Annotated in this window: 25 protein-coding genes and 1 pseudogene; 13 read left to right on the top strand and 13 right to left on the bottom strand. The window is 42.7% G+C overall.

All coding sequences use genetic code 11. The annotated features are described in order from the left end of the window. Positions 1-192: 192 nt before the first annotated feature. Together V7K40_RS10175 and V7K40_RS10170 are read right to left on the bottom strand one after the other, a co-directional pair. On the bottom strand, positions 193-507 hold the full coding sequence (locus tag V7K40_RS10175) for a hypothetical protein (protein WP_334959088.1): 315 nt from the start codon (positions 505-507) through the stop codon (positions 193-195). Between the two features lie 744 nt (positions 508-1,251). After that, a complete protein-coding gene (locus tag V7K40_RS10170; protein ID WP_334959086.1) occupies positions 1,252-1,575 on the bottom strand; it encodes a hypothetical protein in 324 nt (107 codons plus the stop codon). A gap of 133 nt (positions 1,576-1,708) precedes the next feature. Between V7K40_RS10170 and glpK the strand changes: the two genes are divergently transcribed. From glpK to V7K40_RS10150, 4 genes are all read left to right on the top strand, one after another. Further along, positions 1,709-3,223, top strand: a complete 1,515-nt coding sequence (glpK, locus tag V7K40_RS10165) for a glycerol kinase GlpK (protein WP_334959084.1) — start codon at positions 1,709-1,711, stop codon at positions 3,221-3,223. Between the two features lie 482 nt (positions 3,224-3,705). Continuing rightward, on the top strand, positions 3,706-4,695 hold the full coding sequence (gene argC / locus V7K40_RS10160) for an N-acetyl-gamma-glutamyl-phosphate reductase (protein WP_334959205.1): 990 nt from the start codon (positions 3,706-3,708) through the stop codon (positions 4,693-4,695). A 440-nt stretch (positions 4,696-5,135) separates the two neighbouring features. Beyond that, positions 5,136-5,666 (top strand): anthrone oxygenase family protein, encoded by a 531-nt coding sequence (locus V7K40_RS10155; RefSeq protein ID WP_334959082.1) that lies wholly within the window; start codon positions 5,136-5,138, stop codon positions 5,664-5,666. Positions 5,667-5,681: 15 nt separating this feature from the next. Next, positions 5,682-5,831 carry a hypothetical protein gene (locus tag V7K40_RS10150; protein ID WP_334959080.1) on the top strand — a complete coding sequence of 50 codons (150 nt, stop codon included), beginning with the start codon at positions 5,682-5,684 and terminating at the stop codon, positions 5,829-5,831. Positions 5,832-5,919: 88 nt separating this feature from the next. On the opposite strand, the gene V7K40_RS10145 is transcribed toward V7K40_RS10150, so the two are convergent. The 9 genes and pseudogenes from V7K40_RS10145 to V7K40_RS10105 all read right to left on the bottom strand — a co-directional run bounded on the left by V7K40_RS10145 (position 5,920) and on the right by V7K40_RS10105 (position 15,579). Continuing rightward, positions 5,920-6,603, bottom strand: a complete 684-nt coding sequence (locus V7K40_RS10145) for a methyltransferase domain-containing protein (protein ID WP_334959078.1) — start codon at positions 6,601-6,603, stop codon at positions 5,920-5,922. Then, positions 6,600-6,833: pseudogene (locus tag V7K40_RS10140) on the bottom strand (phosphotyrosine protein phosphatase); the annotation flags it as partial. The pseudogene V7K40_RS10140 and the gene V7K40_RS10145, both read right to left, overlap by 4 nt. A gap of 286 nt (positions 6,834-7,119) precedes the next feature. Next, positions 7,120-7,539: an aspartyl protease gene (locus V7K40_RS10135; RefSeq protein ID WP_334959076.1), complete on the bottom strand. Its 420-nt coding sequence runs from the start codon at positions 7,537-7,539 to the stop codon at positions 7,120-7,122. A gap of 141 nt (positions 7,540-7,680) precedes the next feature. After that, complete coding sequence (gene secA / locus V7K40_RS10130) at positions 7,681-10,473, bottom strand: preprotein translocase subunit SecA (RefSeq protein ID WP_334959075.1); 2,793 nt, start codon at positions 10,471-10,473, stop codon at positions 7,681-7,683. 760 nt (positions 10,474-11,233) lie between these two features. Beyond that, entirely contained in the window at positions 11,234-11,851 is a 618-nt protein-coding gene (locus tag V7K40_RS10125) for a cytochrome C (RefSeq protein ID WP_334959073.1), read from the bottom strand. A gap of 216 nt (positions 11,852-12,067) precedes the next feature. After that, a complete protein-coding gene (locus V7K40_RS10120) occupies positions 12,068-12,241 on the bottom strand; it encodes a hypothetical protein (RefSeq protein WP_334959071.1) in 174 nt (57 codons plus the stop codon). Positions 12,242-12,556: 315 nt separating this feature from the next. Beyond that, positions 12,557-13,207 (bottom strand): sigma-70 family RNA polymerase sigma factor, encoded by a 651-nt coding sequence (locus tag V7K40_RS10115; protein WP_334959069.1) that lies wholly within the window; start codon positions 13,205-13,207, stop codon positions 12,557-12,559. A 101-nt stretch (positions 13,208-13,308) separates the two neighbouring features. Further along, positions 13,309-14,685 carry a DUF2330 domain-containing protein gene (locus tag V7K40_RS10110; RefSeq protein WP_334959066.1) on the bottom strand — a complete coding sequence of 459 codons (1,377 nt, stop codon included), beginning with the start codon at positions 14,683-14,685 and terminating at the stop codon, positions 13,309-13,311. Between the two features lie 9 nt (positions 14,686-14,694). After that, the gene (locus V7K40_RS10105) at positions 14,695-15,579 is read right to left on the bottom strand and encodes an RnfABCDGE type electron transport complex subunit D (protein ID WP_334959064.1); all 885 of its coding nucleotides are present in this window, start codon (positions 15,577-15,579) and stop codon (positions 14,695-14,697) included. A gap of 413 nt (positions 15,580-15,992) precedes the next feature. Between V7K40_RS10105 and V7K40_RS10100 the strand changes: the two genes are divergently transcribed. The 3 genes from V7K40_RS10100 (at position 15,993) to V7K40_RS10090 (ending at position 18,410) form a co-directional block, all read left to right on the top strand. After that, positions 15,993-16,673 carry a polysaccharide deacetylase family protein gene (locus tag V7K40_RS10100; RefSeq protein ID WP_334959062.1) on the top strand — a complete coding sequence of 227 codons (681 nt, stop codon included), beginning with the start codon at positions 15,993-15,995 and terminating at the stop codon, positions 16,671-16,673. A 64-nt stretch (positions 16,674-16,737) separates the two neighbouring features. Further along, the gene (locus V7K40_RS10095) at positions 16,738-17,649 is read left to right on the top strand and encodes a HipA domain-containing protein (protein WP_334959060.1); all 912 of its coding nucleotides are present in this window, start codon (positions 16,738-16,740) and stop codon (positions 17,647-17,649) included. Beyond that, positions 17,646-18,410 carry an HIRAN domain-containing protein gene (locus tag V7K40_RS10090; RefSeq protein ID WP_334959058.1) on the top strand — a complete coding sequence of 255 codons (765 nt, stop codon included), beginning with the start codon at positions 17,646-17,648 and terminating at the stop codon, positions 18,408-18,410. Before V7K40_RS10095 ends, V7K40_RS10090 begins: the two co-directional genes overlap by 4 nt. Here the strand turns inward: V7K40_RS10090 and V7K40_RS10085 are convergent. Beyond that, on the bottom strand, positions 18,407-19,384 hold the full coding sequence (locus V7K40_RS10085) for a carbohydrate kinase (protein WP_334959056.1): 978 nt from the start codon (positions 19,382-19,384) through the stop codon (positions 18,407-18,409). The two genes, V7K40_RS10090 and V7K40_RS10085, sit on opposite strands and share 4 nt — an antisense overlap. A gap of 363 nt (positions 19,385-19,747) precedes the next feature. Here V7K40_RS10085 and V7K40_RS10080 point away from each other — a divergent pair, with 363 nt between their 5' ends. From V7K40_RS10080 to rfbB, 5 genes are all read left to right on the top strand, one after another. Next, complete coding sequence (locus V7K40_RS10080; RefSeq protein WP_334959054.1) at positions 19,748-20,011, top strand: helix-turn-helix transcriptional regulator; 264 nt, start codon at positions 19,748-19,750, stop codon at positions 20,009-20,011. Between the two features lie 335 nt (positions 20,012-20,346). Continuing rightward, positions 20,347-21,048 (top strand): DUF6391 domain-containing protein, encoded by a 702-nt coding sequence (locus tag V7K40_RS10075; RefSeq protein ID WP_334959052.1) that lies wholly within the window; start codon positions 20,347-20,349, stop codon positions 21,046-21,048. Between the two features lie 33 nt (positions 21,049-21,081). Then, entirely contained in the window at positions 21,082-21,318 is a 237-nt protein-coding gene (locus V7K40_RS10070; RefSeq protein ID WP_334959050.1) for a hypothetical protein, read from the top strand. Positions 21,319-21,548: 230 nt separating this feature from the next. Next, positions 21,549-22,544 carry a glycosyltransferase gene (locus V7K40_RS10065; RefSeq protein ID WP_334959204.1) on the top strand — a complete coding sequence of 332 codons (996 nt, stop codon included), beginning with the start codon at positions 21,549-21,551 and terminating at the stop codon, positions 22,542-22,544. Positions 22,545-22,623: 79 nt separating this feature from the next. After that, the gene (gene rfbB, locus V7K40_RS10060; protein WP_334959048.1) at positions 22,624-23,685 is read left to right on the top strand and encodes a dTDP-glucose 4,6-dehydratase; all 1,062 of its coding nucleotides are present in this window, start codon (positions 22,624-22,626) and stop codon (positions 23,683-23,685) included. Between the two features lie 217 nt (positions 23,686-23,902). On the opposite strand, the gene V7K40_RS10055 is transcribed toward rfbB, so the two are convergent. Beyond that, on the bottom strand, positions 23,903-24,043 hold the full coding sequence (locus V7K40_RS10055) for a hypothetical protein (RefSeq protein ID WP_334959046.1): 141 nt from the start codon (positions 24,041-24,043) through the stop codon (positions 23,903-23,905). Positions 24,044-24,393: 350 nt separating this feature from the next. On the opposite strand from V7K40_RS10055, the gene V7K40_RS10050 reads away from it, so the two are divergent. Beyond that, positions 24,394-25,587: a serine/threonine-protein kinase gene (locus V7K40_RS10050; RefSeq protein ID WP_334959044.1), complete on the top strand. Its 1,194-nt coding sequence runs from the start codon at positions 24,394-24,396 to the stop codon at positions 25,585-25,587. Positions 25,588-25,625: the final 38 nt, after the last annotated feature.

The following is a 25,625-nucleotide window of genomic DNA, read 5'->3' as shown; positions in this document are numbered from 1 at the left end:
AAAGGTCAAAGTATATTGCATACAAACGAGAAGGGCTATAGTTGATATTCCTCCCACCCCAGTGAGAGAGAACAATTAAAATCTCTTTTGCTGGAGTGGTATTTTCACTAAGTACAGTTGTACATCATGTATATAATGGATTCATACATTTTCCTATCAGCTCAAATGAGAAACTCAATATTTAGCGGTTAATTATTGCTGCATCGAAGGTGTGGGAAAAATTCTGCTGAAGATAGGAACCCGTGGCTTCGGCTTAGTTGCAGTTATATTGGCATCAGAAACAGAAGAGTTCTTAGCTGCCTCAGAGAGGATAGGTGGTTTGCTATTAGTAGAATTGGCAAAATCACTCAATTGGATAGCGAAAGGTGAATTTGAAGATAGGGAACTAATATTATTAGTATTTTGACTGTTGGGTTTTACTGGAGTTTGAGCTTGAGATGGAGTAACGATGAAAGTCGAGCTTGTTCCTAATACCAGTATGATCAAATAAGAAGTATATTGTCGCATGGGGATTTATCAAATTGCTTAATAAATGTTTAAAGCTTGAATAACTTGTGTTTTTTCTCAGTTTTAAATAAAACCGTGATTTCCCAAGATCAATCATTCCGCTGTCAAAGAAAATCTGATTACAGCAATTTCCAGATGAATATACTACTAACTTCTGCTTCATCTTTGAATGCAGCTTAGTACATCGATTCACTAACAAAAACCTAACCCCCCAATAACCTTTTATATGAGGTAAGGGGAAGCTAAACTCCTCTCTGATAAAAGGAAAACGGTGATTTTAGGAATATTGAATCAGTCTTATAGAGAGTATGCAAATAGATACACCTGGAATAATTGACGTTTTGTCATCAACTAACCCAGCACAACTATTAATAATTTAGTTTTATTTAAGTTGTTATTAAAAGAGGAATAATACTGAACTTATTGAGCAAGCTATTTTTCAGTAATTAAGCTATTAAATTGCATATTTAATAAAGCAAAATATCAAATATATGAAGTTTTTATAAAACGTGAGTTTTATGAAGCAATATGCTTGGGTTAAAGAGAGGACTTACGCAAATTTAAGAAAAAACGAACTGCAAAGGGCGCAAAAAAAGAGGCAGTGCGCCCTTGGTGGTTCACGCCGTTGTAGCGACTGCCGTCACAAAGGAATAAGAGTTTCAGAGAGTTTTACGTAAGTCCTGAAAGGTTTTTGGCGCTAACCCAAGCTTCTTGGCGATTTTAAATAGTAGTATTTACCAAGACTCAGTAGATCACAAAGGTTTTTAGAAGTCTTGCCAGATGGTCATTCCAGCAAAATACTCGAATATCAAAAAAGCACGTTTTAATCACCATTTTAGCCAATGGCTTTAACTGTTCTGAGGTGATCGCTATTAAACAAATACTGTTCGCTCCTTGCTGGTAAGGGCTGAAATCCTTGTTTTTACGTTCGTTCTCAAAAGTTTGTGATCTACTGAGACTGTATTTAAATGTTATGTATGCAGCAAAACCCGCATTTTTTAGCGATCGCGTACCTTTGTGATCACCCTCAGGGAAAAATGGATAAAGTCGAGCTTGAGAGATTTCCATTAATTACCTATGGGTATCCGGTGAGAAAATGTGACTTAAATGTACAATAAATAATCTATATCTGATTTGACGTGAATTGCTAAAATCGCGATGCCTACGGCGGGCTACGTCTACGCAGCATATTAAAGCGGCTATGCACACACTTGGCAACACAACTCCATCATTGGGCTACATATTAGCACTGGACTTAGGTACAACAGGCAACCGCGCCTTTGTGTTTAACGCAGACGGTAAGATTGTTGGGCAGGCATACAAAGAACTAACTCAGTATTATCCTCAGTCCGGATGGTTAGAACATGACCCTCAACAAATCTGGCATGATACCTGTTGGGTGATGCAAACCGCAATTGGGAATGCCCAGATTGTTCCATCAGCGATCGCAGCGCTAGGACTGACTGTACAGCGTGAAACCTGTTTGATTTGGGATAAAATTACTGGTAAACCACTCCAAAGAGCGATCGTCTGGCAAGATCGCCGCACTGCTCCCCTTTGTCACCAGTTACAAGAGCAAGGCTATGCTCAAGACATTTATGATCGCACTGGATTAATTATTGATGCCTATTTTTCTGCTACTAAGCTCAGGTGGCTGTTAGACAAGTTTGCTGATGTTGACTTAAACAATGTCTTAGCTGGCACTATTGATACCTGGCTGCTGTGGAACCTTACAGGTGGGAAAGTCCATGCTACTGACCACAGCAATGCCAGCCGGACAATGTTGATGAATCTCAAAACCTGTGAATGGGATGAGAATTTACTGGATCTGTTTCAAATTCCGGCTCATATTTTGCCCCAGATTCAGCCTAGTTTAGGAATATTTGGAGTTACTGATGCTACTTTGTTGGGCGCTGAAATTCCTATTACTGCCATCTTGGGAGATCAACAAGCTGCTCTATTTGGTCATGGCTGCGATCACCCAGGCTTAATGAAATGCACTTACGGGACTGGTAGCTTTTTGGTAGCTCACACAGGCTCTGAAATTGTGCGATCGCACCATCAAATCATTTCTACAGTGGCATGGACACAAGCAAATCCAAGGGAGACTTTAGATGTAGGCTATGCTCTTGAAGGCAGTATGTTTACTAGTGGAGCTTGTATTCAATGGTTACGCGATCGCCTGAAGCTGATTAAAACTGCTGCTGAAACTGAAGCGATGGCAAATCAGGTAAAAGATAATGGCGGAGTCTACTTTGTGCCTGCATTTAGTGGACTGGGGGCACCCTATTGGGATATGAGCGCTAGGGGAGCCTTTTTTGGCATTACCGCCAGTGTACAACCAGAGCATCTAGTCCGCGCTGTATTGGAAGCGATCGCTTACCAAGTTCTGGAGGTAGTGCAGGCGATAAATGCATCTAGCAGTACTCCAGTTGGGCGATTAAGCGTAGATGGTGGTGCTTGCGAAAATAATTTTCTAATGCAGTTCCAGGCTGATGTATTAGGTATTCCAGTTGAACGTCCGATAATGCGCGATACAACTGTTCAGGGTGCAGCATTTGCAGCAGGTTTAGCTGTAGGATTTTGGGAGAGCTATGAAGCACTGGTGCAGCAACGGCAGATTGAGTGCGTGTTTGAGCCGGGAAGCAATGGTTCATTGTCCAATTTTGCTACTTGGCAAAAGGCAGTGAAACGCACTCTGGCTTGGGTGGAGTAGTTAAGAGGTCAAAAACTTAATTAAAAATTGCTCAATTATTATTAAATAATAGGATTATCGACTTTTTCATAACAGTGAAATAAAAAATTGATATTATGTCCGGTAAATTACTGTTAATTCTCGCAAGACCTCTGCCGCAACCCTTCCCCTAGTAGGCGACGGTGTATACACAAGTCCTAAAATCCTTGCCTGGTAAGATACAAGCCGGATATTGGCAAGGTTTTGAGTTGATCAAACTGATTATCAATACTATCAGCTTATTAATAGAGTTCTGAGAGAAAATTAAGAATTTTAAAAATAATTTTCCGTTCTTTTCTGTCCATTTGATTATCAACTTGAATTGTGTGTACACGGTAGCCCTAGTAAGGGAGGGGAGTTTTGGTGTAAGCCATAAGCGGGGAGAGGTTGATTTATCAGACTTGATATGATAACTCGATTAATCGGTCAAAATACCACTCATATATAAGGATGCTGGACGCATGATTACTAAACCTAAGATTTTTATTGATGGGGAATCGGGAACCACAGGCTTACAAATTTACTCACGCCTCAATCAACGGGATGATATCGAGTTAGTTAGTATTGAGGCATCTAAACGTAAGGATGCAACTGAGCGAGCCAAACTAATCAATGCTGTCGATGTTGTTATTCTCTGCCTACCGGATGATGCAGCCCGCGAAGCTGTTAGCTTGGTCAGTAGTACTACGGTTAAGATCCTGGATGCTAGTAGTGCCCATCGCACAGCTAAAGGCTGGGTATATGGCTTCCCTGAACTAAATCCAGGACAGCGAGAGAATATTGCCAGCGCCCAGTTTGTCAGCAATCCAGGCTGTTATCCCACAGGATTTTTAGCCTGTATCCGTCCGTTGATTGCTAAGGGACTTTTGAAGAATAGCTTTCCCATCACCGTTAATGCAGTGTCAGGTTACTCTGGTGGCGGAAAGAATCTGATCAAACAATACCATACCTTCCATAAACAGCAAGCCGAGGCAGAGTCACTCTACCCTTATGGCATCTATGGTTTGCAGTTTGGGCATAAGCACGTTAAGGAAATGCATCATTACTCAGGGTTAGCATCGCCGCCCCTATTCGTACCGGCAGTAGGAGATTTTGAGCAAGGAATGCTGGTGCAGGTGCCTTTGCCACTGGGGACTTTGGATAATCCACCATCAGGTGAAGTTATTCATCAAGCAATTGCTAACTACTACCAAAGTGAAAAATTTGTGCAGGTTGCTCCATTCCAAGATTCTACTCTGCTGCGAGACGGAATATTTCTAGATGCGATGTCTACGACGGGCTACGCCTACGCAATCAACGGCACCAATATTGTTCAGGTTTTTGTATTCGCCAATGACGCTAGCAAAGAAGTGTTGCTAGTTGCTCGTCTCGACAATTTGGGCAAAGGCGCATCGGGAGCCGCAATCCAAAACTTAAATATCATGCTGGGCTTTCCAGAAGAGTTAGGATTGTAGTCAAAAGCTCAGATTCCCGACTTCTTGGAAGATAGTAGTACCGCAAGGCGGAAGTCAAAAATCAAAAGTCAAAAGTCAAAAGTATTATGGAATAAGCTCTTTAAGGATTTTAAATGGTTGCTCTATTTACGCCGTAGGGTACTAGCTTGGAAATAAGGACAGGGAAGCAAGCGAACAACTATTATTTTCCTCATCTACCTAATGTTTAATGGCTTGTGCGACACAGCGATAACTGTTATGAGTGCATAAATTACTCATTTGAATCCCCAGTCAGTCCATCGGCAAGATGCTAATTATCTTTCTCAATCGTGTTTTGATTTTAGATTAAATATGCTTTGATTTCTCTGAGTTCATTATTCTGAGCGGTCAAATATAGGTTGCTTGTAGCTTCTGAATTGTCGTTGTGGAAGACAATAACTAACTACTAGGAAGGTAAGGCGATGCTGCAACATATGATAACTCAACAACATTATTTCGCATTGAAGCTTTTCTCGGCACTGGGCTGCGGGCTGATAGCTGGAGTCTTCTTTGCCTTCTCGACTTTTGTGATGAACGCCCTTGCTCGGCTGAAGCCGACGCAGGGTATTGCCGCCATGCAATCCATCAATATCACGGTGATCAATCCCTTGTTTATGGCAGCGTTTTTGGGAACGGCTGCGGCTTGTATCTTTCTTTTAATCTCCTCGCTATTAAGGTGGCATCAACCCGGTGCCGCCTACTTGCTCCTTGGCAGCTTGCTTTACCTTGTTTTAGGCGTGACAATCGTGTTCAATGTGCCGCTTAACGAGGCCCTGGCGAAAGTCGAGTCGGACAGCACTGACGCTGCGAGTCTATGGTCTAGCTACCTTGCCAACTGGACAATCTGGAATCACATTCGGGCGGCAGCGGCGCTAGCAGCAGCAACATCGCTCACCATCGCGCTTTGTTTGGGTTCAAGAATCGTAGGGGGACTCGATAATACGGTTAGTTAAAGAAAGTAAAACTTGATGCGGCTGATTTCTGACGTTGAATGGTGCGATCGCTCATCTCACCTTACCTTGAGCAATAGGCATATTTTTGAGACAAATTATATGGTTTGTTTAGTGGCGATCGCTATCGACTTAAGTGGAAATTATTTTATACACGACCAGAAGTAGCAGTCGGGGGTGCGATCAATTCTTATACAAGAAGGTGATAGCATCACAATTGATGCCCTCTTCTAATTATTTGTGCCTACTTACTTAGTTAAATAGTCGGTCGATAACCACCAAAAACAGCAAAGCTAAAATTTTTGTACCAGCAATCCACATTTTCAAACCCAGCCGCTTCTAGCCAATGAAGTTGAATATCAAGAGTTGCCATGCGATCGTATTCCATGCGTTTTTGTGCAGGTTTGAGATCCTCCTCTGAGATATTCTTAGCGCGGACAGAATCTAGCCAGTGTTGACGGTAAAGTTGTTCTAAATCAGGGGTTTTGCCGAGAACTTGATCGGCGTTGACAAATATCCCTCCAGGATTGAGAACATTATAAATCCGTTGATAAAGAAGTTCTTTGTCAAAATCTGACAGATGATGAATTGATAAAGCAGAGATTATAAGGTCATAGGAACCACCTAAATCAGTCTCAATGTAATCACCAACTAAGATTTTGGGAGATTTACCCATTTGGCTAAATCTAAACTTAGCTTTCTCCAACATCTCAGGGGCTAAGTCCAGTAAGGTGAACTCTGCATTGGGGAAGACGGACTGAACCATACCTGAGTAAAGTCCAGTACCAGCACCCAAATCTAGAACCTTCAACGGTGCAGTGCAATCGCCTGGTATGATTTCAACGGCTGTTTTGTAAAAGTCATCAAAACAGGGAATTAAGATGCGACGTAAGTTATCATAATCAACTGCGGCAGAATTAAAAGCTTCTTGAATATTCATTTTTTAATTTTTAATAGCGGTAGAACTTTCTGTTTTAACAACTCAATTAAAGCTGGTTCCATATATTCATATTCATCTGGTATATCTAAGCAGATAATTTTTTTATCTTTAAGAAAGGGCTGAAAATTTTTTGATAGCTTGTTTTTATGTGACTTCTCCATCACAAAGATAATATCAGCCCATGCGATCGCTTCAGTTGATAATGGTACTTCGGCATAGCGATCTAAACCTGTCGAGCCAGTACAAAATATTGTTGGTTTGAGTCGTGTGTTGTGCCAGACTCATCTGCATACAGCAAATACATGGCTGTTCTTTATTCTTAGACAATAAAAATCAGTCAAGGGAAGACCTAGCTTCCGCGATCTAAAAAGGTCAGACCTCTTGACTGTTATTCATATTATATCAGCTACTTTATAGGCTAGCTTGTCTCTGGTTGCTTAGTTATTAAAGTAAAATAGCTTACTCTGGGATCGCCCCATAGACAACGCCAAAACTACGTCTAGCATAAGTGATCACTTACAATACACTCAGATAAGTTTGCTCAGAATTCATCGGCAAAACCCGCAACTTCCGATTTTTTAGGTCTGGTTCTAACCCTAAAACTTCCATTGGCGTCACACCCAAAAGCGCATAGGGTACTTCTGTGAGTTCCAAACAATCAAAGGTTCCTTGACGCTCTGCAATACTAAGTTCAACATCTCGCAAAATCCGCCCCTGCTGCACTCCAGCAGCAGTCTCTATTTGGGCTTCTCCACCTTGAACTAAACCTAGTTGACTAATAATGCTAGCAGGTAAACACAGCAAAGTTGCGCTCGTATCAACTAAAACATTATCCAAAATACAAGAGCGAACTTCCCCCGAAGAAATGAAGCCTCGTTGAGCCAAAAGTTGATCAATTCGATTGGTGAGAGTAAAGGTAACTATTACTTGCCCCATTGCTTATCTTGAAGATTTGGCAGTACTAGCTTACCCATTTCAGCAAACTCCTGAAAACAAAATATTTTGAGAGATGCCTTAAAACACAAAGACGCAAAAACGCCTCTGCGCCTTTGCGTCTCTGCATAAGATATTCCCTATCTACACCATCTCTGATTCTGCCTGCATCATCTGCTGAGGCTGCGGTTGGAACATGAACAATGAATAAACCACATCTCGGCGAATGTTAACCATCATATCCAAGAAGAGTTCGTAACCCTCGCTCTTATACTCAATTAGCGGGTCTTTTTGACCATAACCACGCAATCCCACTGATTCGCGTAAGGCATCCATTTGTTGCAGGTGTTCCCGCCACAGGGTATCAATGCGTTGCAAGATAAAGAAGCGTTCAGCTTGGCGCATCAGTCCGGGTTGAACTTGGTCAATCTGCGCTTCTTTGAGGTCATAAGCAATTCGCACCTGTTCGTGGAGGAAAGCTTTAATCTCACTGACTGACATATCCTCTAATTGACTTGGCTGCAAATCCGCTAGCAGATAAACGAATTCTTTGACTTTCTCAACCAGCTTTTCTAACTCCCACTCTTCCGAGGGTAAGTCTACGTTGATATAGTAGTCAACGATGTCATCCATCGTTTTTTCAGCGTACTTGATTACCTGTTCTTTCAAATCTTGACCTTCTAATACCCGACGGCGTTCAGCGTAAATAGCACGACGTTGATTATTCATCACCTCGTCATACTCAAACACCTGCTTCCGAATGTCATAGTAGTAGGTTTCGACTTTTTTCTGTGCGCCTTCCAAACTGCGAGTGAGCATCCCAGATTCGATGGGCATATCTTCTTCCACTTGGAAAGCATTCATTAACCCAGCAACGCGATCGCCACCAAAAATCCGCAGTAGGTTATCCTCTAAACTGAGGAAGAATCTCGTGGTTCCAGGGTCACCTTGTCTTCCTGCACGTCCGCGCAACTGGTTGTCAATCCGCCGCGATTCATGGCGTTCTGTACCAATTACGTGCAAACCACCGATTTCCACTACCTCATTATGTTCGCGGGTAGTAAATTGTTCGTATTCCTGCTTAACACGGTTGTAAGCTGACCGCAATTTCTCAATCACGGGGTCGTCGATGGGAGCTTTTTCTGCTGCTATAGCTACCTTGTCTTCTGCTTCCAATTCCGGTAAGCTGCGATCGCCATACTCACGCACCGCAATTTCTACTGCGTCTTTGAGTAGTTTTTCTGTTTCTTTTGTTAACTGGGTGGGGAAAATTTCTGGCGAAGCTCGCCAAGTTTTGACTTTTTTACCAGGGACAAAGCCTTGACCACCACCATGTCCTGTAGGCAATCCGGCTGGTCTTTGAACGCCAAAGGTGTCTTCATCTTCTGGCATGACGATCCGGGGCATGAAGTATTCCCGCAGCTTCAAACGTGCCATATATTCGGAGTTTCCACCCAGGATGATGTCTGTACCTCTACCAGCCATGTTAGTAGCAATAGTCACAGCGCCTTTTCGTCCTGCTTGGGCGACGATTTCTGCCTCACGCTCGACGTTTTCCGGACGGGCGTTGAGTAATTCGTGGGGAATCTCCAGCTGCTTCAGCAGTCGGCTGAGAAGTTCGGATTTTTCCACACTAGTGGTTCCTACTAATACAGGTCTGCCGAGTTCGTGCATTTCGGCACATTCTCTAGCGATTGCACCCCACTTGCCTGGTTCTGTCTTAAAGACCATATCAGACAAGTCTTCCCGTCTTCTGGCTTGATTGGTGGGAATTACCGCGACTTCCAGTTTGTAAATTTTTTCAAATTCTGGTTCTTCTGTTTTTGCTGTTCCGGTCATTCCACCCAGTTTTGGATACAGCAAGAATAGATTTTGATAAGTAATTGTCGCTAAAGTTTGAGTTTCTGGCTGAATTTCTACATGTTCTTTGGCTTCAATAGCCTGGTGTAGTCCATCACTCCAACGCCGTCCCGGTAGCACCCGACCGGTAAATTCATCCACAATTACCACTTCCCCATTGCGGACAATATAATTTACGTCCTTGAGAAAAAGTTCTTTGGCCTTTATCGCATTGAAAACGAAGTGCGCCCAAGGATCTTCTGGGTCAAATAAATCTGTGACTCCCAAAAGATTTTCGGCTTCAGCAAAGCCTTCATCTGTCAATAGCACGTTACGAGCTTTTTCATCCACATCGTAATGCTCATCTTTTTTGAGTGTGAATGCTATTTCAGAGGCTTGCAGATACTTTTCTGTAGGCCTTTCCACCTGCCCAGAAATAATCAGTGGTGTCCGCGCTTCATCAATTAAAATCGAGTCTACCTCGTCAATCACGCAAAAATTGAACGGGCGTTGCACCACATCTGCCATTGATGTCGCCATGTTATCCCGCAGGTAGTCAAACCCTACCTCGCTGTTGGTGACATAAGTAATATCACAATCGTAATTTTTCTGGCGTTCACTGGGAGTCATGCTTGACTGGATTAGCCCCACACTCAGCCCCAAGAACCGATGCACCTGTCCCATCCATTCCGCATCCCGACGAGCCAGGTAATCGTTCACAGTGACAACGTGTACACCTTTACCAGTAAGGCCATTTAAATAACTCGGTAAGGTTGCCACGAGCGTTTTTCCCTCACCGGTTTTCATTTCGGCAATTTGCCCTATATGCAAAATGATCCCGCCAACGAGTTGGACATCAAAGTGCCGCAAGCCTAAGACTCGCCGTGCTGCTTCCCGGACAACGGCGTAAGCTTCTGGCAAAATGTCATCCAGAGTTTCGCCTTTGGCAAGCCGTTGTTTAAATTCAGCAGTTTTACCTTTTAACTCCTCATCGGAAAGAACCTTAATTTCTTCCTCTAAAAGGTTAATTTCAGTAACAGAAGGTTGGTATTTTTTAAGCTTACGAGCGTTGGGGTCGCCCAACAAAAGTTTTAACATGGCAGGTTATAGAACTGAATCAAGGGGGATGGGAATTAAAGGTTCGGTATTGATTATAAACATTTAACCCAACCCAACCGTCTTGGTCGTGGATGGGTCTAACCGAGAATTAACTCAAAAACAGGAGAAAAACTAGCCAATCATTTAGTAAACTGATTGGTTTTAACTCTTATCTTATATTTAGTCTTTCTTCATAGTATCATTTTGCCCCTAGATAGGGCCAGAGAGGGAGTGGGGGAATAGAGTTATGAGATATGAGTTATGAATTTTTCAACTCATAATACCGTTTCACTTTAATAATTAGGACTTACGCACACTCTCTGAATTATTCTCTACCAGACGCTGCGCGTTGGCAGTTCGATATGATTAAGCTTTTGGGCGGTTTTTGCATAAGTCCTAATAATGATACAAGTACGTTAGTAGAGGCAGGGCAATGTCCATGCGTGTCAACTTAACGTGAAACCCTAGTCAAGACGTGATATTCAGTTCTCTGGCTTCTCATCACGATCCGCGTCACCCCACCCTAACCCTCCCCGATGGATTGGGGAGCCACTGCGTTGGGCGGGCAATGCCCGACTTGAAGCATGTGGCGTGAGGGAACTAAATTTCCTGTTTCCCCCAATCCATCGGGGATTAAGGGGGGTAAAACGCCTGTGGGTCAGGCTTTTGAACTTAAGTTGACACCAATGGGCAATGCCGTGCCTCTACGATAAATCTATATGTATCAGGGTTTCGGTGAAATGCTATAATTCCTAACTCTTCACTTCCACTCTGGTGTCAGGCGGCGGAAATTGTAATCATTAGCACTGGGATGACAGCTAACACAACTGCCAAGCTGGATAGGACGTGGTAACTTAACTCCTGGATGTAGAGCTTTGAAATAACGCGAGTTGTTGAGGCGATAGGGTGTTTCTTCGTCGTCTAGCTGCACACGCGAGAAAGTCGAAAGATATTTCCACACCAAGATGCGTGGCGGATCGACTAAAGGCTTTAATTGTGCGCCGTAGTGCTGCGAGTCTTGCAGGAGATTTTTCCAAGTTTGGGTGGGTAAAACAGCTGGTGGTAAGGCGATGTGGCATGTGGAGCAGTTTTCCAAATACAGTTCTTGCCCTAGTTGGTACTGTGCAGGAACTACGTCAACTGTGCTAATTTCGGCAGGGGGAGTAGCACTGTAGGCATTAGTTGCCAAGGCTAGAAGCCAGCCCATAGCTAGGCTCCACGTTACAATTACCAAAAGTAAACCGAAAAATTGGCGCTTAAATTGGCGTTCGGCGCTTTGCTGTAGTACTTGGCGATCGCTTCGGGCGGGACGTAGCCCATCGCTGTTAGGCAGCCGCTTTTTGCCATTGTGGGTTTTGCGCTTAACAAAAATTGACATTCCTCACATTCCCAGATATTTAGAAGTAGCGCTTGTGCTAATCATAGGACTTACGCAGTCTTAGCAGTGTTTCACATTTTGCGTAAGTACTTTTAGTAATGTGGCGATGTTTATTGGCAAGCCGCTCTGCGTCTACGCCTCTCTCCATGCATAACAGTAATATAAATGTCTATTCAGCGCACTACTGACTATACAAGAAAAAATATTCTGACAGTTTTAATCTGACTCACTAGAAAAATCAGCTAAAATACCTCGGATTTCATTTACACCAATATCTTCTCGGTCAAACTTAGAATAAATCGTTAGTAACAAAATACTTGTAAGTGACTCAACTTGATAAATCAATCGGTATCCAGCACTTTTACTTTTTTGGATACTACTGTTTCTCACTTTTGGTTATCAGGAACAAAGTAACCCAACCGATAACTTTCAAAGAGGTTGAACACTGTGATTAGTCAGCTAAGGGACTTCCAAATAAAAAAATGTCCCAAAACTGACGCAAAAACCCTCTCATTTTTCCTCTCTCTGTGTTCTCTGCGTCTCTGTGGTTCGTTTATTTGGATAATTTATTTCTTGGAAGTCCCTAAGACAAAATATCTGGATAACCAGGTAACAGATGGGGAAAATTGCTTCAGTTGCCAATGACTTACTCTAATGGTGAGGATATGCTGACAGATTCACTGAACCTCTCCCCTTGTTCCTTGTTTATAACAATCCCTCCAATTCAGCGAATTTACGCAAACGTGGTAGACATTGGCGCTGATAAAAACTGCTTAATGTCGGAATTGACAGCCCAAATTCCTCAGATAATTCTCTCCAGCTAACTTCCGGGGGTAGGCGTTTGAGAATTAACACCTGACAATTCACATCTGGACGCCCTTTAATGTAAGTACGGCGCAGTTCTCCTTCGGAATCTGTCTTAGCCCATATCTCCAAGTCTTCCAGAATGGGAGGTGCTTGGGGGGTAGCTGGGAGGTTATCAACAGGATCAATGGTTTCCCTGATTCCACCTGATATAGACTGACGAACCCAAAGAGGAACTGTTGTGGCTTGTTCTCGGTTCTGGTTAGTGTAAAAGTCTTGTAGTCTCCGTTTTAGGTAAGCATTTAGCCAAGTGATGACACTGCCATAGGTGGGGTCATAGATTTGACCTGTCAAACCTTCACAAACATTGCGGCAGAAATACAACCAAGTTTGTTGTAGTGCATCTTGATAGTAGGGAGTACTTTCCCTCCAGAGTCTATTTGCTGTCAAGCGAATAATTTGCGTGAGCAGCTTCTGACGCTGAGGGCTTCCAGGTGGGTGTCCACAGGCTTCGCTAACTAAGCAGCGTAGCTGTTCATCGAATTGAACCATGACAATCTTGGGGCAGAAAGCAAGAATATCTTAGTATTGCTTATAACAACCCCCTAAAAAATTACCTTTGGTCAAGATGCGGTATTTTTTTTCAAATCCTTTCAATATAATCCCAGCCAGGACAATACATTTTCCCACCAGGAATATGTCAGATTACCAATACTCAGCTTCATTTTGTTGCGAATGTCTTGGATATTCCAATTGGTTAGTTTAGCTAGAGTTTGCGCCTCTTGTTCAAAACGCTTGGGCAAAGACTGCTTATATTCTCTACCTGCTTGACATTTGAGTTCCCCTTGGAACGGATGTTGCAAAACATAACGCCCTTGGAAAGATTCACTGTTAGCAGTTTGTTGGAATATCAGGTCTTCAGGGAATTTGTCGCGGGTGTAGCGGACATGCAGCCGGGAGATGAAGACGTTATTTTTAGGAGAAGGACGACGAAAGCTGGGGGATACTGGCAGATTACTTTCAGAATTATCATCTAGCCAAAATACGCCTGCTTGCTTTAGTTCATCTTGGGTTAGGGGATCAGCAGAACAGGGATCGCAACTACTCATGTCCCAAGCGTATTCCAAAAAACCAACTTTCCTGTCTTCTTTGGTGTAGACAGTTTGAAACATGGATTTGTAGAATTCACCAAATTCATCTTTGACAAACAAAGGAATGTTCGTGTTAGAAGGGATTTTCACCGTCCGGTAGTTAGTGATTTCTGCCTGTCCTTGGGGCGAGAGGATATAGACAATCAAATCCTGCTCTGTCGTAGCATTGATCATGCCTAAACGAATTGGCAGCATGAATTTGGGTGACTGGTAGGAAATTTGTAGCGGACGAAGGAATTGGTAGCCAGATTTCTCGAATTTATCCAAGTTGACTTTGGCAACAAAGAATTTCATTGAGGAGCGGATGTAGGGCTTTAGTAACTGTTTCGCACCTCTGGGGATTTTGTAGCCATTGCGTTTGAGCCAAGTTTCTAGTCCTCCAGATTCTTTGGCACTAAGGATCACGATGTCGTATTCGCCGACGTTGAAACGTGCTTCGACTGTTACACCCAAACTGCGATCGCTTGTCTTTTCAGCTTCCTGATTGACTGCGCGTCCTCTAGGTGCCGCAGCAGGTAGATTTACCGAATCAGTAACAGCACAAGGATCTGAGTCAAAATATTCTACCAATCGCGGCGCACTAAAAGCATCCAAGCGCTCGATAATTTTCGGTTCAGTTACGCGAACTTGCTCTTTTTGCAGCACCGTTGGCACAGGTACTACTATTGCAAAATCTTTGACTTCGCCTTGAAAGTCGTTTGCCATTGTTAGGACAGTGCGTTCCTCATCCCGTGCTATCACCACCTGAGAAGCTTTGTTATACAGTTTTGTATCAGCCTTGGCTACATAAAATCCACAAAATGCCCAAGCTGCGGGTGCGAAGCATAAAACAGCTATAATTGTCAACAATAATGGTGTTAAGAGTCGAAAAAACTTCATTTTATACCTCTACTTTTTTAGTGCTGAGTTTAGAGAGACGCGATTAATCGCGTCTGTACAGGAGTTAGGAGTAAGAAGTTCTCCCCCTGCTTCCTCTGCTCCCTCATCTCCCTCTTGCCAAGCAAACCGTGGAGCTACCCAGAGAACATCTAGCAGAATGGTCAATGGTGCAAGGGCAAACAGTGCCCAGAAAACTGCTGTGGAAACAAAGAAATAATTCCGCAGGATAAAAGTTAATCCGGCGATGCAAACTGCCCAAACTACACGCCCAATTCTCGAATTGGGGATTGATCGCGGATCTGTAATCATAAATAGGGCGAACAGCAGCAAAGACCCGCTCATCAATCGATGCCAGTAAACATCCCAAGTCCAACCCAGCCAGAGATTGCGAATCGCCTCCAGCAAGGAGTAGCTACCCAAAAAAGCTGCTGTGGTGTCCCAGCGACCAATGCGCTGCAAAATCATGCCACCAGTTCCGGCAAATAATAGCCCATACCACCACTCTTCACCCCATTGTCCCGGCGAAACCCAAGCATCGGGGGTGAGAATCAAGGCAGAAATGATCCCAAAATTGGCGGGATTAAAGAAATGCTTATCACCGACTTGGAAGATAAATTTGCTGGCGATCGCAATTGCTGCGGCTATTGCCATTGTTGTCCAGTGGTCAGCCCGCAACAGCAGGGACAGTCCCAGTGAGGTAATTAAAGCACTCCGAAGATTCGTCATTTGTTCTTTGCCAGTAACTAATGACAATATCCATTGGGTTGCAAGACTTGTGGCGATCGCTACTCCAATCAACTCTGGTCGCAGCGTCCAATCTCGTGTACTGATTCCCACGACTAGAAACAAGCCCAGAAATAAAATTTGATAATCTCGTATATCTTTGAGCAACATTACCCTTTCATTCAGGGATTCCCCGTAGATTTTTCATCAATCTAGACGAGTACAAGCTAAAACAATGTTACTGTTACAAATTTTGTTACAAAATAAAGCAGTAAATCTAAAACCCTTCGAGGATAAAGTTAGAGATAGAAATGTATTGAGGGTATGAGAGTAGAAGAAAGAGAGGCTTGGTGTTAGCTTTGTTTTTTCCTTTGTTGACCCTTATACACCCGTAGTCTTGCACCCTTATACCCTGGCTCAACAAAAAATCTTTTTGCGTAAATCCTACCCACTAACCTATCAGATGTAGATTACCATTTAAGCAAACATGCTTCATCGCCAGAAGTTGCAGCTACGCCCGTCGCAGACATCGTAGTTTCACAAGCAACACCGACAAAAAGTTGTCAGCAGCAGATAAACGCAAAATGCAGCTAGCTCCCCTGTTCCCCATTTTTTACCGCATTCTCCAGCCAAGTTTTCCCAATTGCCTTTGGGCTGGAAATCCCCATTCTAAAGCGATCGCCCTGACTTTTGATGATGGGCCCCATCCTCAATACACACCCGAAGTCTTGGCAGTATTAGATCGTTACAACATTACTGCCAGTTTTTTTTGGTTGGGTGTTTGCGTCAACCGTTCACCAGCCATTGCTAAAGCCGTGAGCGATCGCGGACACTGGATCGGATTGCATGGCTACGATCATCGCTCTTTTGCCATGCTTTCCCCAAATGACTTGAAGGACAGTTTAGAAAAAACCCAAGCTGCCATCTACAATGCCTGCAACCTGCAACCTGAACAAGTGCGGGATGTCCGCCCCCCCAATGGTTTATTTACACCTGCAACTTTAAAGTTATTTTTCCAGTGGAATTACCGCCCAGTTATGTGGAGTGTTGTACCAGAAGACTGGGTGCGACCAGGTGTCACCACCGTGGTAGAGCGAGTTATGCAGCAAGTCAAAAATGGTTCACTGATTGTCTTGCATGATGGTGTTTGCGGAGGAGAAGATGTTGCTGCCATAATTCAAATCCTGATTCCGCAACTGCTACAACAAGGCTATAAGTTTGTGACTGTTGATACTCTGTGGCAACGAGCTAAGACCAACCATTGACTATTACACATTTAATAATAGATGAAGTTAATAATTTGCTCTAAATCAGGCTTTCGCATAAATTATGCCAGAGCAGTTTCCTATCATTGATGTTCCCCTAGATGCCCCAGAGGCTGATGAAGATTTGGGAACAAAAGAAAAGTTCTGGTTTCGTCATCAGGATCTAGGTCGTTGTCTATTCAAGAAAGCTAGACCAAACACAGGAGAAGATTGGGCAGAGAAGATTGCAGCCCAGTTGTGTGAGTTGCTGGGTTTACCCCATGCTGGTTATGAACTAGCGACATTCAATGGGGAAAATGGCATTGTTTCACCCTCATTTTTGCCGCATCAACAAGGTGCAATTCTCACCTTTGGTAATGAAATTCTGGCTGGGATAGTATCCAATTATCCAGAAGATTCTAAAGACCTATCTCAACACACAATAGATAATGTATTCAATGCTATCAGAGATACTTCACTAAATTTGCCCATTAACTGGACACCACCAGAGGGAATTAGTCATGCGAGGGAAACTTTTGTTGGGTATTTACTTTTAGATGCTTGGATTGGAAATAGTGATCGACACCATGAAAATTGGGCATTCATCAGTTTACAAGAGAAGATTTATCTAGCACCAACTTATGACCACGCCTCCTGTCTCGGTAGGAACGAGTCTGATTTTAATAGGAAAAGCAGGCTAACCACAAAAGACGCTGGCTTTTCTGTGCAAGCGTATGTAGAAAGATGCAATTCTGCGTTGTATGCTAGATTTAGTGATAAAAAACCTCTCAAGGCTTTTAATGCATTTTGTGAAGCGCAACAACGGTATCCAGATGCAGCCAGGGTATGGTTAAACAATCTAGCAAGGGTGTCAAGCAATGATACGTTAGAGCTTTTTGAGCGTATTCCATCTAATCGCATATCGCAAACAGCAATTGAATTTGCACAAAAGATATTGGAGTTAAATCAAAGTAAGCTGCTGGACATCCTACTATGAAAACACTTTTTTTAGCTTGGCAAGATCCAAAAAGTTGCGCTTGGCTTCCCATTGGTCGTTTAACATTTGACGGAAAAAAATATCAGTTTGTATATACGCAAGGTGCTGTTAAAGCTCAAGCTGAATATAATTTTCAGCTGTTGTATTCCTTCCCAGACTTGAACAAAGAATACGCATCAGTTGAACTATTCCCCTTGTTTTATAATCGATTAATGCGACGCTCTCGCCCGGACTACAAAGATTATATTAAATCGCTAAATATTTCCGAAGGTGAAGATGATCCAGTTAGCATTCTTTCTCGGAGTGGTGGACGCAAGGTAACAGATTATTTTGAAGTTTTCCCCTGTCCAGAACCAGATGAAAATGGTTTATACCATATCCATTTTTTTGCACATGGATTACGACACCTTCCTGCTTGTGCAACTGAGCGAATTAATCAATTACAAACGGGTGAAGTATTATATTTAGCTAACGAATTTCAAAATCCCTATGACCTGCGGGCATTGCTCTTATGCACTGAGGATCATTACATCGTAGGTTATTGCCCTCGATATATTGTCGATGATGTTTTTAAACTCAAAAACAAAAATCCTGAACTTGTAAAAGTACACGTTGAGCGCGTTAACCCAGTGCCGACACCTCTCCAACTACGTTTATTGTGCAATATGACCGCAGAATGGCATGAGGATTTTCGTCCATTTTCTAGTCGGGAGTATCAGCCTTTGGTAGCTGATATCCCGATGACTTATGCTAGTTCCTAGAGTTGATGTGCGGCTAGAAAAGCTTCGACTTCAGCATTTGTAGGTTGGGAAGCAATCGCACCTGCTTTAATGGTAGTCAGCGCTCCAACAGCACTGGCATATGTGACAATGCGTTTTGCTGTTTTTGCATCTCGCAAGCTGTGGATGCCGTGCTGACTCAGTTGGTGGATGAATCCTGCCAAAAAGCTATCACCTGCACCAGTTGTATCAACTACGGGGATGGAAAACGCAGATAATTTGCCTTCGTTCTCACCCAGACAGTAGGTGCAACCGTTTTCACCATCTGTCACTAATACTCCTTCAATTGAACCCAGACGGTAAGTGATGGCTCCGGGATCTACGGTTTCAAATAGCCATTCAGCTTCTTCTTTGGAGAGTTTGAGGAAATCGACTCGCTTAAATAATTCTGGAATTTTTTGATGAGCGATGTTTGGCTCGTCCCAAAATACAGGACGCCAGTTGACATCTAACACAATCTTCAAGTCGTAATATTCTGCTAACTCTAGGGCGCGGTAAATAGCCTGTTCACTTTCAGGATAGGCTAATTCCAAAGTACCCAAAACCAGAAAATCTGCCTCTTGAAACAACGAATTTGGCAATTGTTTAGCTTGCAGACAAGTATCAGCAAATTCTGCGGTATCATACTGACCAAATCCGGCGAAGGTGCGATCGCCAGCCAGATCCCGTGTAACATAAACTTGCCGCGTTGGTGCTGTGGGATGGCGTTGTACCCCCGTCGTCTCTACACCTATATCTTGTAATACCTTGACTAGTGCATTCCCTGGTTCATCTTCGCCAACGGCTCCGACAAAGCCGGCTGATGTCCCCAGCTTGACTAAAGCACAAGCTACGTTAGCTGGTGCCCCTCCTGGGTAGGGAGTCCAAGATTTCACTTCTTCCAGCTTTAGCCCCAATTGATCAGCTAAACAATCAAACAAAATTTCACCAAGGCACAAAACACGGGGATTGCTCATCTCATTTTTAATTTTAGATTTCGATTTGAAATTAGGAATTTACAGTATAAAATCTACAATAATTTTTGCTAATCTGTCGCCAGTCCTTCATAGAATTAAATAGCAATTTTTACTACTCTATAACATCTATATGCTTTTGAGCATCGCCTAGATTATCTAAATATTTTTACTAACTTTTAAAAATAAATCAGTGTTATATAGTACTTATCTATAGTCATGGTTTATATACTTGCCAACTTGAAATCCAAAGAAAATATTGACAATGGTATTACTGCTAACACTTGAAACCCCTACCAACAAAAGAATCTTCTAGAATTAGAAAGAGCGATTAAGTACATATACCAAGCGAGGATAGAAATAGTCATGGCTGGTGGCAAGTCTGAGACCCCCGTTAGTCTGTCAGACAGAGAACTGCAAATTATCGACTTAGTGGCCACTGGCTTAACTAACCAAGAGATTGCAGCAAAACTGGAGATTAGCAAGCGTACAGTTGATAACCATATCAGTAATATTCTGACTAAGACCCAGACAGAAAATCGAGTAGCTCTTGTCCGCTGGGCTTTACAGTGGGGAAAAGTCTGTTTAAATGATGTTAATTGTTGTCTTCTGCCTAACCAGATCGAATAAACAATTTATTTAGTAGCAACGTAATTGCTCTGGTCTGGTATACTGACAAGCCAATTTTGAGGTTTACTGATTTTTCCCCTCCTCACGCCTAAGTTTTCAGTGTGAACACTCTACCAAAAGTTCCGAGTCCTTCACTCAGCCGGAGTTTATGTTAGTGGAGCCAGCTGACCCTCGGACTCGGAAACTATAAAGATCAGAATGGGCACAGCATTGCTCATGCGTGTCAATGCCCAAATTCAACAATCATCTACAAAAATTAGCAACAATTCAGTGGTGCAAGCGTTACATTTGAAAGAAATCTATGTTGCTCCATCGGCTTGGAGAGCAGTGTTCCAATGAATACTTCTGCTTCTTTTCAGAGTGGCTTGTCTCCCTTTGAATTTTTTAAGTTTGATCTTACGACACCAGTATCTGAGAAAGTTTCGACCCCAGAATACCGACCCTTAGACTTTCCACAACCCACACAAGATGCCGACTTACTCAGGCAGCTATCGTTTATTCCAGGGTTGAAAGAAATTTTGATTGTCCGGCAGGTTCACGCCTTAGAACACGCTACTGTTTGGGTTCTTAGCGAATCAAAAAGTGCCTATCCTGTCAAAGGAGAACCTACTAACGTTCAACTAGATAACGAACTATTAGGCGGTTTGTCTACTGAGCAGGGATTCTACCTCTATGGTGAGGTGAATATTAGTGACTTGCGGCGTGCGGTCATACTTGCTCGACATCGCCTCACCAGTGGAGAATGGGATTTGGCTGTACATCCTCGTTGCGGCACAAATTTATCAGTAGCAATGCTCTTAACAGCTGGACTAGCTGTCGGTGTGCATCTGTTACTACCATTTCGACCAATCGAGCAACTTATCGGTTTGGGGTTAGCAGCGACGACAGCCGCCGAACTCGCACCTGATTTAGGTTCTATGGCACAGCGTTACCTAACAACTGCCATTCCTTTTAACCTAACAATTGAAAATATTACCCGTACACGCGACGTTTGGGGGCGTGAGGCACATTTTGTTAAAGTGGGCTGGCAAGAATGAAGACAGCAAGAGGGGATGAGGGAGGCAACAAAAATGGAATCAAAACTACGCACCTTCAAAGAAACTGCTAAAGAAACATCTCTAATGTTTGCAGGGGGCGCTGGCGCTGGACTAATCATCTTTGCCCTGTTCGGCGGCTTATGGCACGTCACTCACTTTTGGTGGGTGATGGCAGCAACTACAATGTTCTGCGGTTTATTAGCCGTAGTGTCCCGTCAAAACTTCCAGAAGATGTTAGATTCTTTGATGGATAATGCTCCCTGGATGTAGGAACACAAGGTTAAACATTTCCTTACTCAAAAATCCTGTAGGGAGAATTGCGATCGCGGCATTGTTTGCGTTTGTCCTCCATCTGGGAATTCAGGCATGGGTGGGTCAGCTTCTCAGGTTAATGGTTAGAGGATCATTAACTCACCCTCGTAAATTGGCGTTCGGTAGCGTGTCCTTTGGGACAAGGTATTGCCATAGTCTACCCCATCCCCCACTCCCCTAATAAAATTATGAGAAAACTTTACTTCTTACTTCCCGGTACAGATGGCAAATTTGCTTGTGGTGGCCTTTGGGCTGAGTTAAAAGCACTTAATCTGGTTCAGCAGTTCTCTAGTGCCGATGTTGTAACTTACCGCCAACGGGAAAAAGGTAAGCTTTTTATTGATGATTTGCTAAAAGAGAAAAATTTAAGTGATGTAATTTTTGTCATCAGTTGGGGATTTGATATAGCTCAACTCGTGGCTAAACTTAAGCAATACAATGTCGTTTACCATGCACATAGTGCAGGTTATCCATTTAGACTGCCTGCAAGTATTCCGATCATTACTGTTAGCCGCTATACAATGGGATATTGGGGAGAAAAATCACCCAATTCTCTTATTTATTATTTGCCTAATCAAATTTCTGATGAGTTTCAAAATTTAGGTCTTGAACGGGATATTGATGTTTTAGTTCAGGCTCGTAAATCTTCTGAGTATTTAATTAAAGAATTAATTCCAGCTTTGCAAAAACGTTGTAAAGTATTGGTTGTTGACTCTTATGTAGAGGATTTACCTGGACTATTTAACCGAGCTAAGGTTTACCTCTATGATTCGGCTGAATACTGGGCACAACAGCGTGTTAGTGAAGGATTTGGTCTGCAACCAATGGAAGCTCTTGCCTGTGGTTGTCAAGTATTTTCTAGTGTTAATGGTGGACTGGCAGATTACTTAGATCCTGGATTTAATTGCTATAAAATTGCTGGATATTCACAAGAATATGATGTCCAGCGGATTCTAAAGGTGATTGATACTTCAGTAGCTTTTAGTTTGTCTGAAGAGTTTTTGGTTGAACATCGAACTGAAAATATTATTAAGCGTTTCCAAGTTATTTTGGATGAGTTAAATGAATTTTTTGACCATAAGATACAGCAGCCATCTAATATTAAGAGTTTAACGAGAATACGTGTGGCAAAATTACTGACTCAGAGGATATACGGTAAGCTGAGGAAGAAATATTTTAAGTAATAGAAACGTAGACGCGTAGCGGCTTGCCGCAGGCTACCGCTCCAGACGCTGAGAATACAGAGACCAGAGAGGCAATTGGATGAATCGGCGGTTATTAGTTACTGGGGGTGCGGGGTTTATTGGGGCGAATTTTCTGCATCACTGGTGTCGAGTTTATCCAGATGACCAGGTGGTAGTGTTGGATGCTCTTACCTATGCGGGAAATCGTCTAAATTTGGCGCTGGTTGAGGGAGGAGAAAATTTTCGATTTGTCCAGGGGGATATTTGCGATCGCACCATTGTAGATCAGTTACTAGTATCTGAAAATATAGATACCATCGCCCATTTTGCCGCTGAATCTCATGTTGATCGTTCAATTCTTGGGCCAGCAGCTTTTGTGCAAACTAATGTGGTGGGAACTTTCACGCTACTGGAAGCTTTTCGGCAACATTGGGAGGCAAAAGCAGAGCCATCTGATTATCGTTTCCTGCACGTTTCTACGGATGAAGTCTATGGTAGTCTGGGCACAGATGATGCGGCTTTTTGTGAAACTACACCCTACGCTCCCAATAGTCCCTATTCAGCCTCGAAAGCTGGTAGTGACCATTTAGTGCGTGCTTATTATCATACTTATAAATTTCCAACCATTATCACAAATTGCTCTAATAATTACGGTCCTTATCAGTTTCCCGAAAAACTAATTCCCCTGATGTGCATCAACACTTTGATAGGGAAACAATTACCTGTTTATGGTGATGGTAAAAATGTGCGGGATTGGCTTTATGTGGGCGATCATTGTCTGGCTCTGGATGCGGTAATTAATCATGGTAAACCAGGGGAAACATATAATATTGGTGGCAATAATGAGGTAGAAAATATTAACCTCGTGCAACTTTTGTGTCAGATGATGGATGAATTAGCACCTGATTTACCAGTACGTCCAGCAGAGCAATTGATTACTTTTGTCAAAGATAGACAGGGACATGACAGAAGATATGCAATTAATGCCAACAAAATTAAAACTCAGCTTGGTTGGACACCTTCAGTAACGATTGTTGAGGGTTTACGTTTAACTGTTGAATGGTATCTCAATCATCGTAATTGGTGGGAACCTCTGCTATCTGCGGAATATCAAGCCTACTATCGCAAAAATTATCTATAGAATAATCTAAAATTAGGCTAACTCTAACGAGTAACTTCCTCAAATTTTTATAGTGAACTAATTTATTATAATGTAAGCGACCAATAATTATGCCTGAATGTCTATTTTAATTTTGAGCAAATTCTTCAATTGCTTTCCGAGAAAAGGCTTTTTTACTACTGATTGCTCAACAGGCATTATGGATGGAGTTTGTGCGATCGCAGAACTTTTTGGTCTACTAAAAAGGTTGAATTAAAATTTGAACTGGATGCCCCATCATTTCTGCTAAATCTTTGTGTGTCCAGCCACGGGCTTCTATTTCTCGACTTAAAATTTTTCCTGGTGTTGGTATTCTTGCTGGTACTAGCTTCTGGCTCATATTGCTGTCTCCTCTACTGACACTTTTTGCAACCTCCTTCGTGTCGCCATACTTATTTGCTATGCTACCTAAGTAATTTGCTGTACACGGACAACAACGCGCAAAGATGCCAACAATGGCTAGAATCGTTGTTTTCTGAATATTCCTGAAAAATCTCAGTCAAATAATCGTCGATTTCTTCCAGGTGCTTAAGAAATACTCTTCTTTAAATTCATCGAGTGTTCTAAATTTTCTCACGGCTTAGGTACTCCTTTTTCAATAAATTATCTAGCTCACACAGTTTTCTTAGATAATGACTATCCTTAAATAATAAGGAAATCAGATCAGCGTAAATTGCCAGCAGGTGTCAGATGCTGCAACCAGAACAGATATTACAAGATCGTTATCAAATTCAGCGCCAACTCGGCAACAATGGAATTCGTCAAACTTGGCAAGCATTGGATTTACAAGCCTCTGATGGCGAAAATTCGACCGTTGTGGTCAAACTTTTGGCCTTTGGCGGTACTGTACAGTGGGATGACCTGAAACTTTTTGAGAGGGAAGCACAAATTCTTAAACAGCTAAATCATCCCCGCATTCCTCGATATATAGATTATTTTTGTATCGACGATCGCACACTCTGGTTTGGCTTAATCCAAGAATATATTCCTGGTGAATCGCTTAAGGAAAAACTTGCTCTTGGCAAAAGGTTTACTGAAAAGCGAGCTAGAAAAATTGCCGATGAGATTTTAAATATTCTCGTGTATCTACATGAGTTGAATCCAGGGGTATTACATAGAGATATTAAACCGAGTAATTTAATCTGGGGTGAAGATAATCGGATTTATTTAGTTGATTTTGGCGCAGTTCAGGATAAAGCAGCAAGAGAAGGCGTTACTTTTACCGTTGTGGGTACTTATGGTTATGCCCCAATGGAACAATTTGGTGGTCGGGCGGTTCCAGCTTCAGACCTCTATGCACTGGGTGCAACTTTAATTCATTTGTTAACTGGGACTTCCCCCTCTGATTTACCCCAGCAGGATTTACGACTGCAATTTACAGACCGAGTTAACCTCAGTCCTAGTTTTGTCAGTTGGCTGCAAAAGTTGATAGAACCCGCTCCAGAACAACGATTTACTAGTGCTAGCCAAGCGCTAAGTACTCTCAAATCTGGTTTAGCTGTCAAATCTGCAAATAAGAATCAGCTTTTACCGCTAAAAGAAATAATCAATAATTCTGGGTGCGGGATAAATAATCACAATGAAACAGTCCCAGAGGAAATTCTTGGTTGGAACTGGGGCGCGTTTCTTATGCCTTGGTTGTGGATGTGGCCGAATCAAGTGTGGTATGGCCTATTCTGTTTTATACCCCAGATTTCGGGGTTCATGGCGATCGCACTCGGTGCCAAAGGCAATGAATGGGCTTGGAAAAGTAGACGGTGGCACAGTATTGAACAATTCAAAGCCCATCAAAGAGGCTGGGCGATCGCTGGTATACTAATTGGAGCGCCTATTAGTATTGTCTTGTGGGTCACAGCGATCGCTTTGCTCAAAGCTGCACTGTAATTCAGCAGTCAGGAGAAAGTACTTATTCTCCCCCATGC

This window comes from Nostoc sp. (assembly GCF_036917195.1).
Lineage (GTDB): Bacteria > Cyanobacteriota > Cyanobacteriia > Cyanobacteriales > Nostocaceae > Nostoc.
Note: the sequence above shows the minus strand (reverse complement) of the source record. Positions and strands in the feature narration are given on the sequence as shown.

Coding starts and splice junctions, on each gene's coding strand:
- V7K40_RS10175 (WP_334959088.1), bottom strand. CDS start 507: ATGCGACAATATACTTCTTATTTGATCATACTGGTATTAGGAACAAGC.
- V7K40_RS10065 (WP_334959204.1), top strand. CDS start 21,549: ATGAGAAAACTTTACTTCTTACTTCCCGGTACAGATGGCAAATTTGCT.
- V7K40_RS10115 (WP_334959069.1), bottom strand. CDS start 13,207: ATGGTTCAATTCGATGAACAGCTACGCTGCTTAGTTAGCGAAGCCTGT.
- V7K40_RS10085 (WP_334959056.1), bottom strand. CDS start 19,384: ATGAGCAATCCCCGTGTTTTGTGCCTTGGTGAAATTTTGTTTGATTGT.
- V7K40_RS10110 (WP_334959066.1), bottom strand. CDS start 14,685: ATGAAGTTTTTTCGACTCTTAACACCATTATTGTTGACAATTATAGCT.
- V7K40_RS10075 (WP_334959052.1), top strand. CDS start 20,347: ATGAATACTTCTGCTTCTTTTCAGAGTGGCTTGTCTCCCTTTGAATTT.
- rfbB (WP_334959048.1), top strand. CDS start 22,624: ATGAATCGGCGGTTATTAGTTACTGGGGGTGCGGGGTTTATTGGGGCG.
- glpK (WP_334959084.1), top strand. CDS start 1,709: ATGCACACACTTGGCAACACAACTCCATCATTGGGCTACATATTAGCA.
- V7K40_RS10070 (WP_334959050.1), top strand. CDS start 21,082: ATGGAATCAAAACTACGCACCTTCAAAGAAACTGCTAAAGAAACATCT.
- V7K40_RS10050 (WP_334959044.1), top strand. CDS start 24,394: ATGCTGCAACCAGAACAGATATTACAAGATCGTTATCAAATTCAGCGC.
- V7K40_RS10100 (WP_334959062.1), top strand. CDS start 15,993: ATGCAGCTAGCTCCCCTGTTCCCCATTTTTTACCGCATTCTCCAGCCA.
- V7K40_RS10055 (WP_334959046.1), bottom strand. CDS start 24,043: ATGAGCCAGAAGCTAGTACCAGCAAGAATACCAACACCAGGAAAAATT.
- V7K40_RS10090 (WP_334959058.1), top strand. CDS start 17,646: ATGAAAACACTTTTTTTAGCTTGGCAAGATCCAAAAAGTTGCGCTTGG.
- V7K40_RS10170 (WP_334959086.1), bottom strand. CDS start 1,575: ATGGAAATCTCTCAAGCTCGACTTTATCCATTTTTCCCTGAGGGTGAT.
- secA (WP_334959075.1), bottom strand. CDS start 10,473: ATGTTAAAACTTTTGTTGGGCGACCCCAACGCTCGTAAGCTTAAAAAA.
- V7K40_RS10105 (WP_334959064.1), bottom strand. CDS start 15,579: ATGTTGCTCAAAGATATACGAGATTATCAAATTTTATTTCTGGGCTTG.
- V7K40_RS10135 (WP_334959076.1), bottom strand. CDS start 7,539: ATGGGGCAAGTAATAGTTACCTTTACTCTCACCAATCGAATTGATCAA.
- V7K40_RS10145 (WP_334959078.1), bottom strand. CDS start 6,603: ATGAATATTCAAGAAGCTTTTAATTCTGCCGCAGTTGATTATGATAAC.
- V7K40_RS10095 (WP_334959060.1), top strand. CDS start 16,738: ATGCCAGAGCAGTTTCCTATCATTGATGTTCCCCTAGATGCCCCAGAG.
- V7K40_RS10080 (WP_334959054.1), top strand. CDS start 19,748: ATGGCTGGTGGCAAGTCTGAGACCCCCGTTAGTCTGTCAGACAGAGAA.
- V7K40_RS10125 (WP_334959073.1), bottom strand. CDS start 11,851: ATGTCAATTTTTGTTAAGCGCAAAACCCACAATGGCAAAAAGCGGCTG.
- V7K40_RS10150 (WP_334959080.1), top strand. CDS start 5,682: ATGCGGCTGATTTCTGACGTTGAATGGTGCGATCGCTCATCTCACCTT.
- V7K40_RS10155 (WP_334959082.1), top strand. CDS start 5,136: ATGCTGCAACATATGATAACTCAACAACATTATTTCGCATTGAAGCTT.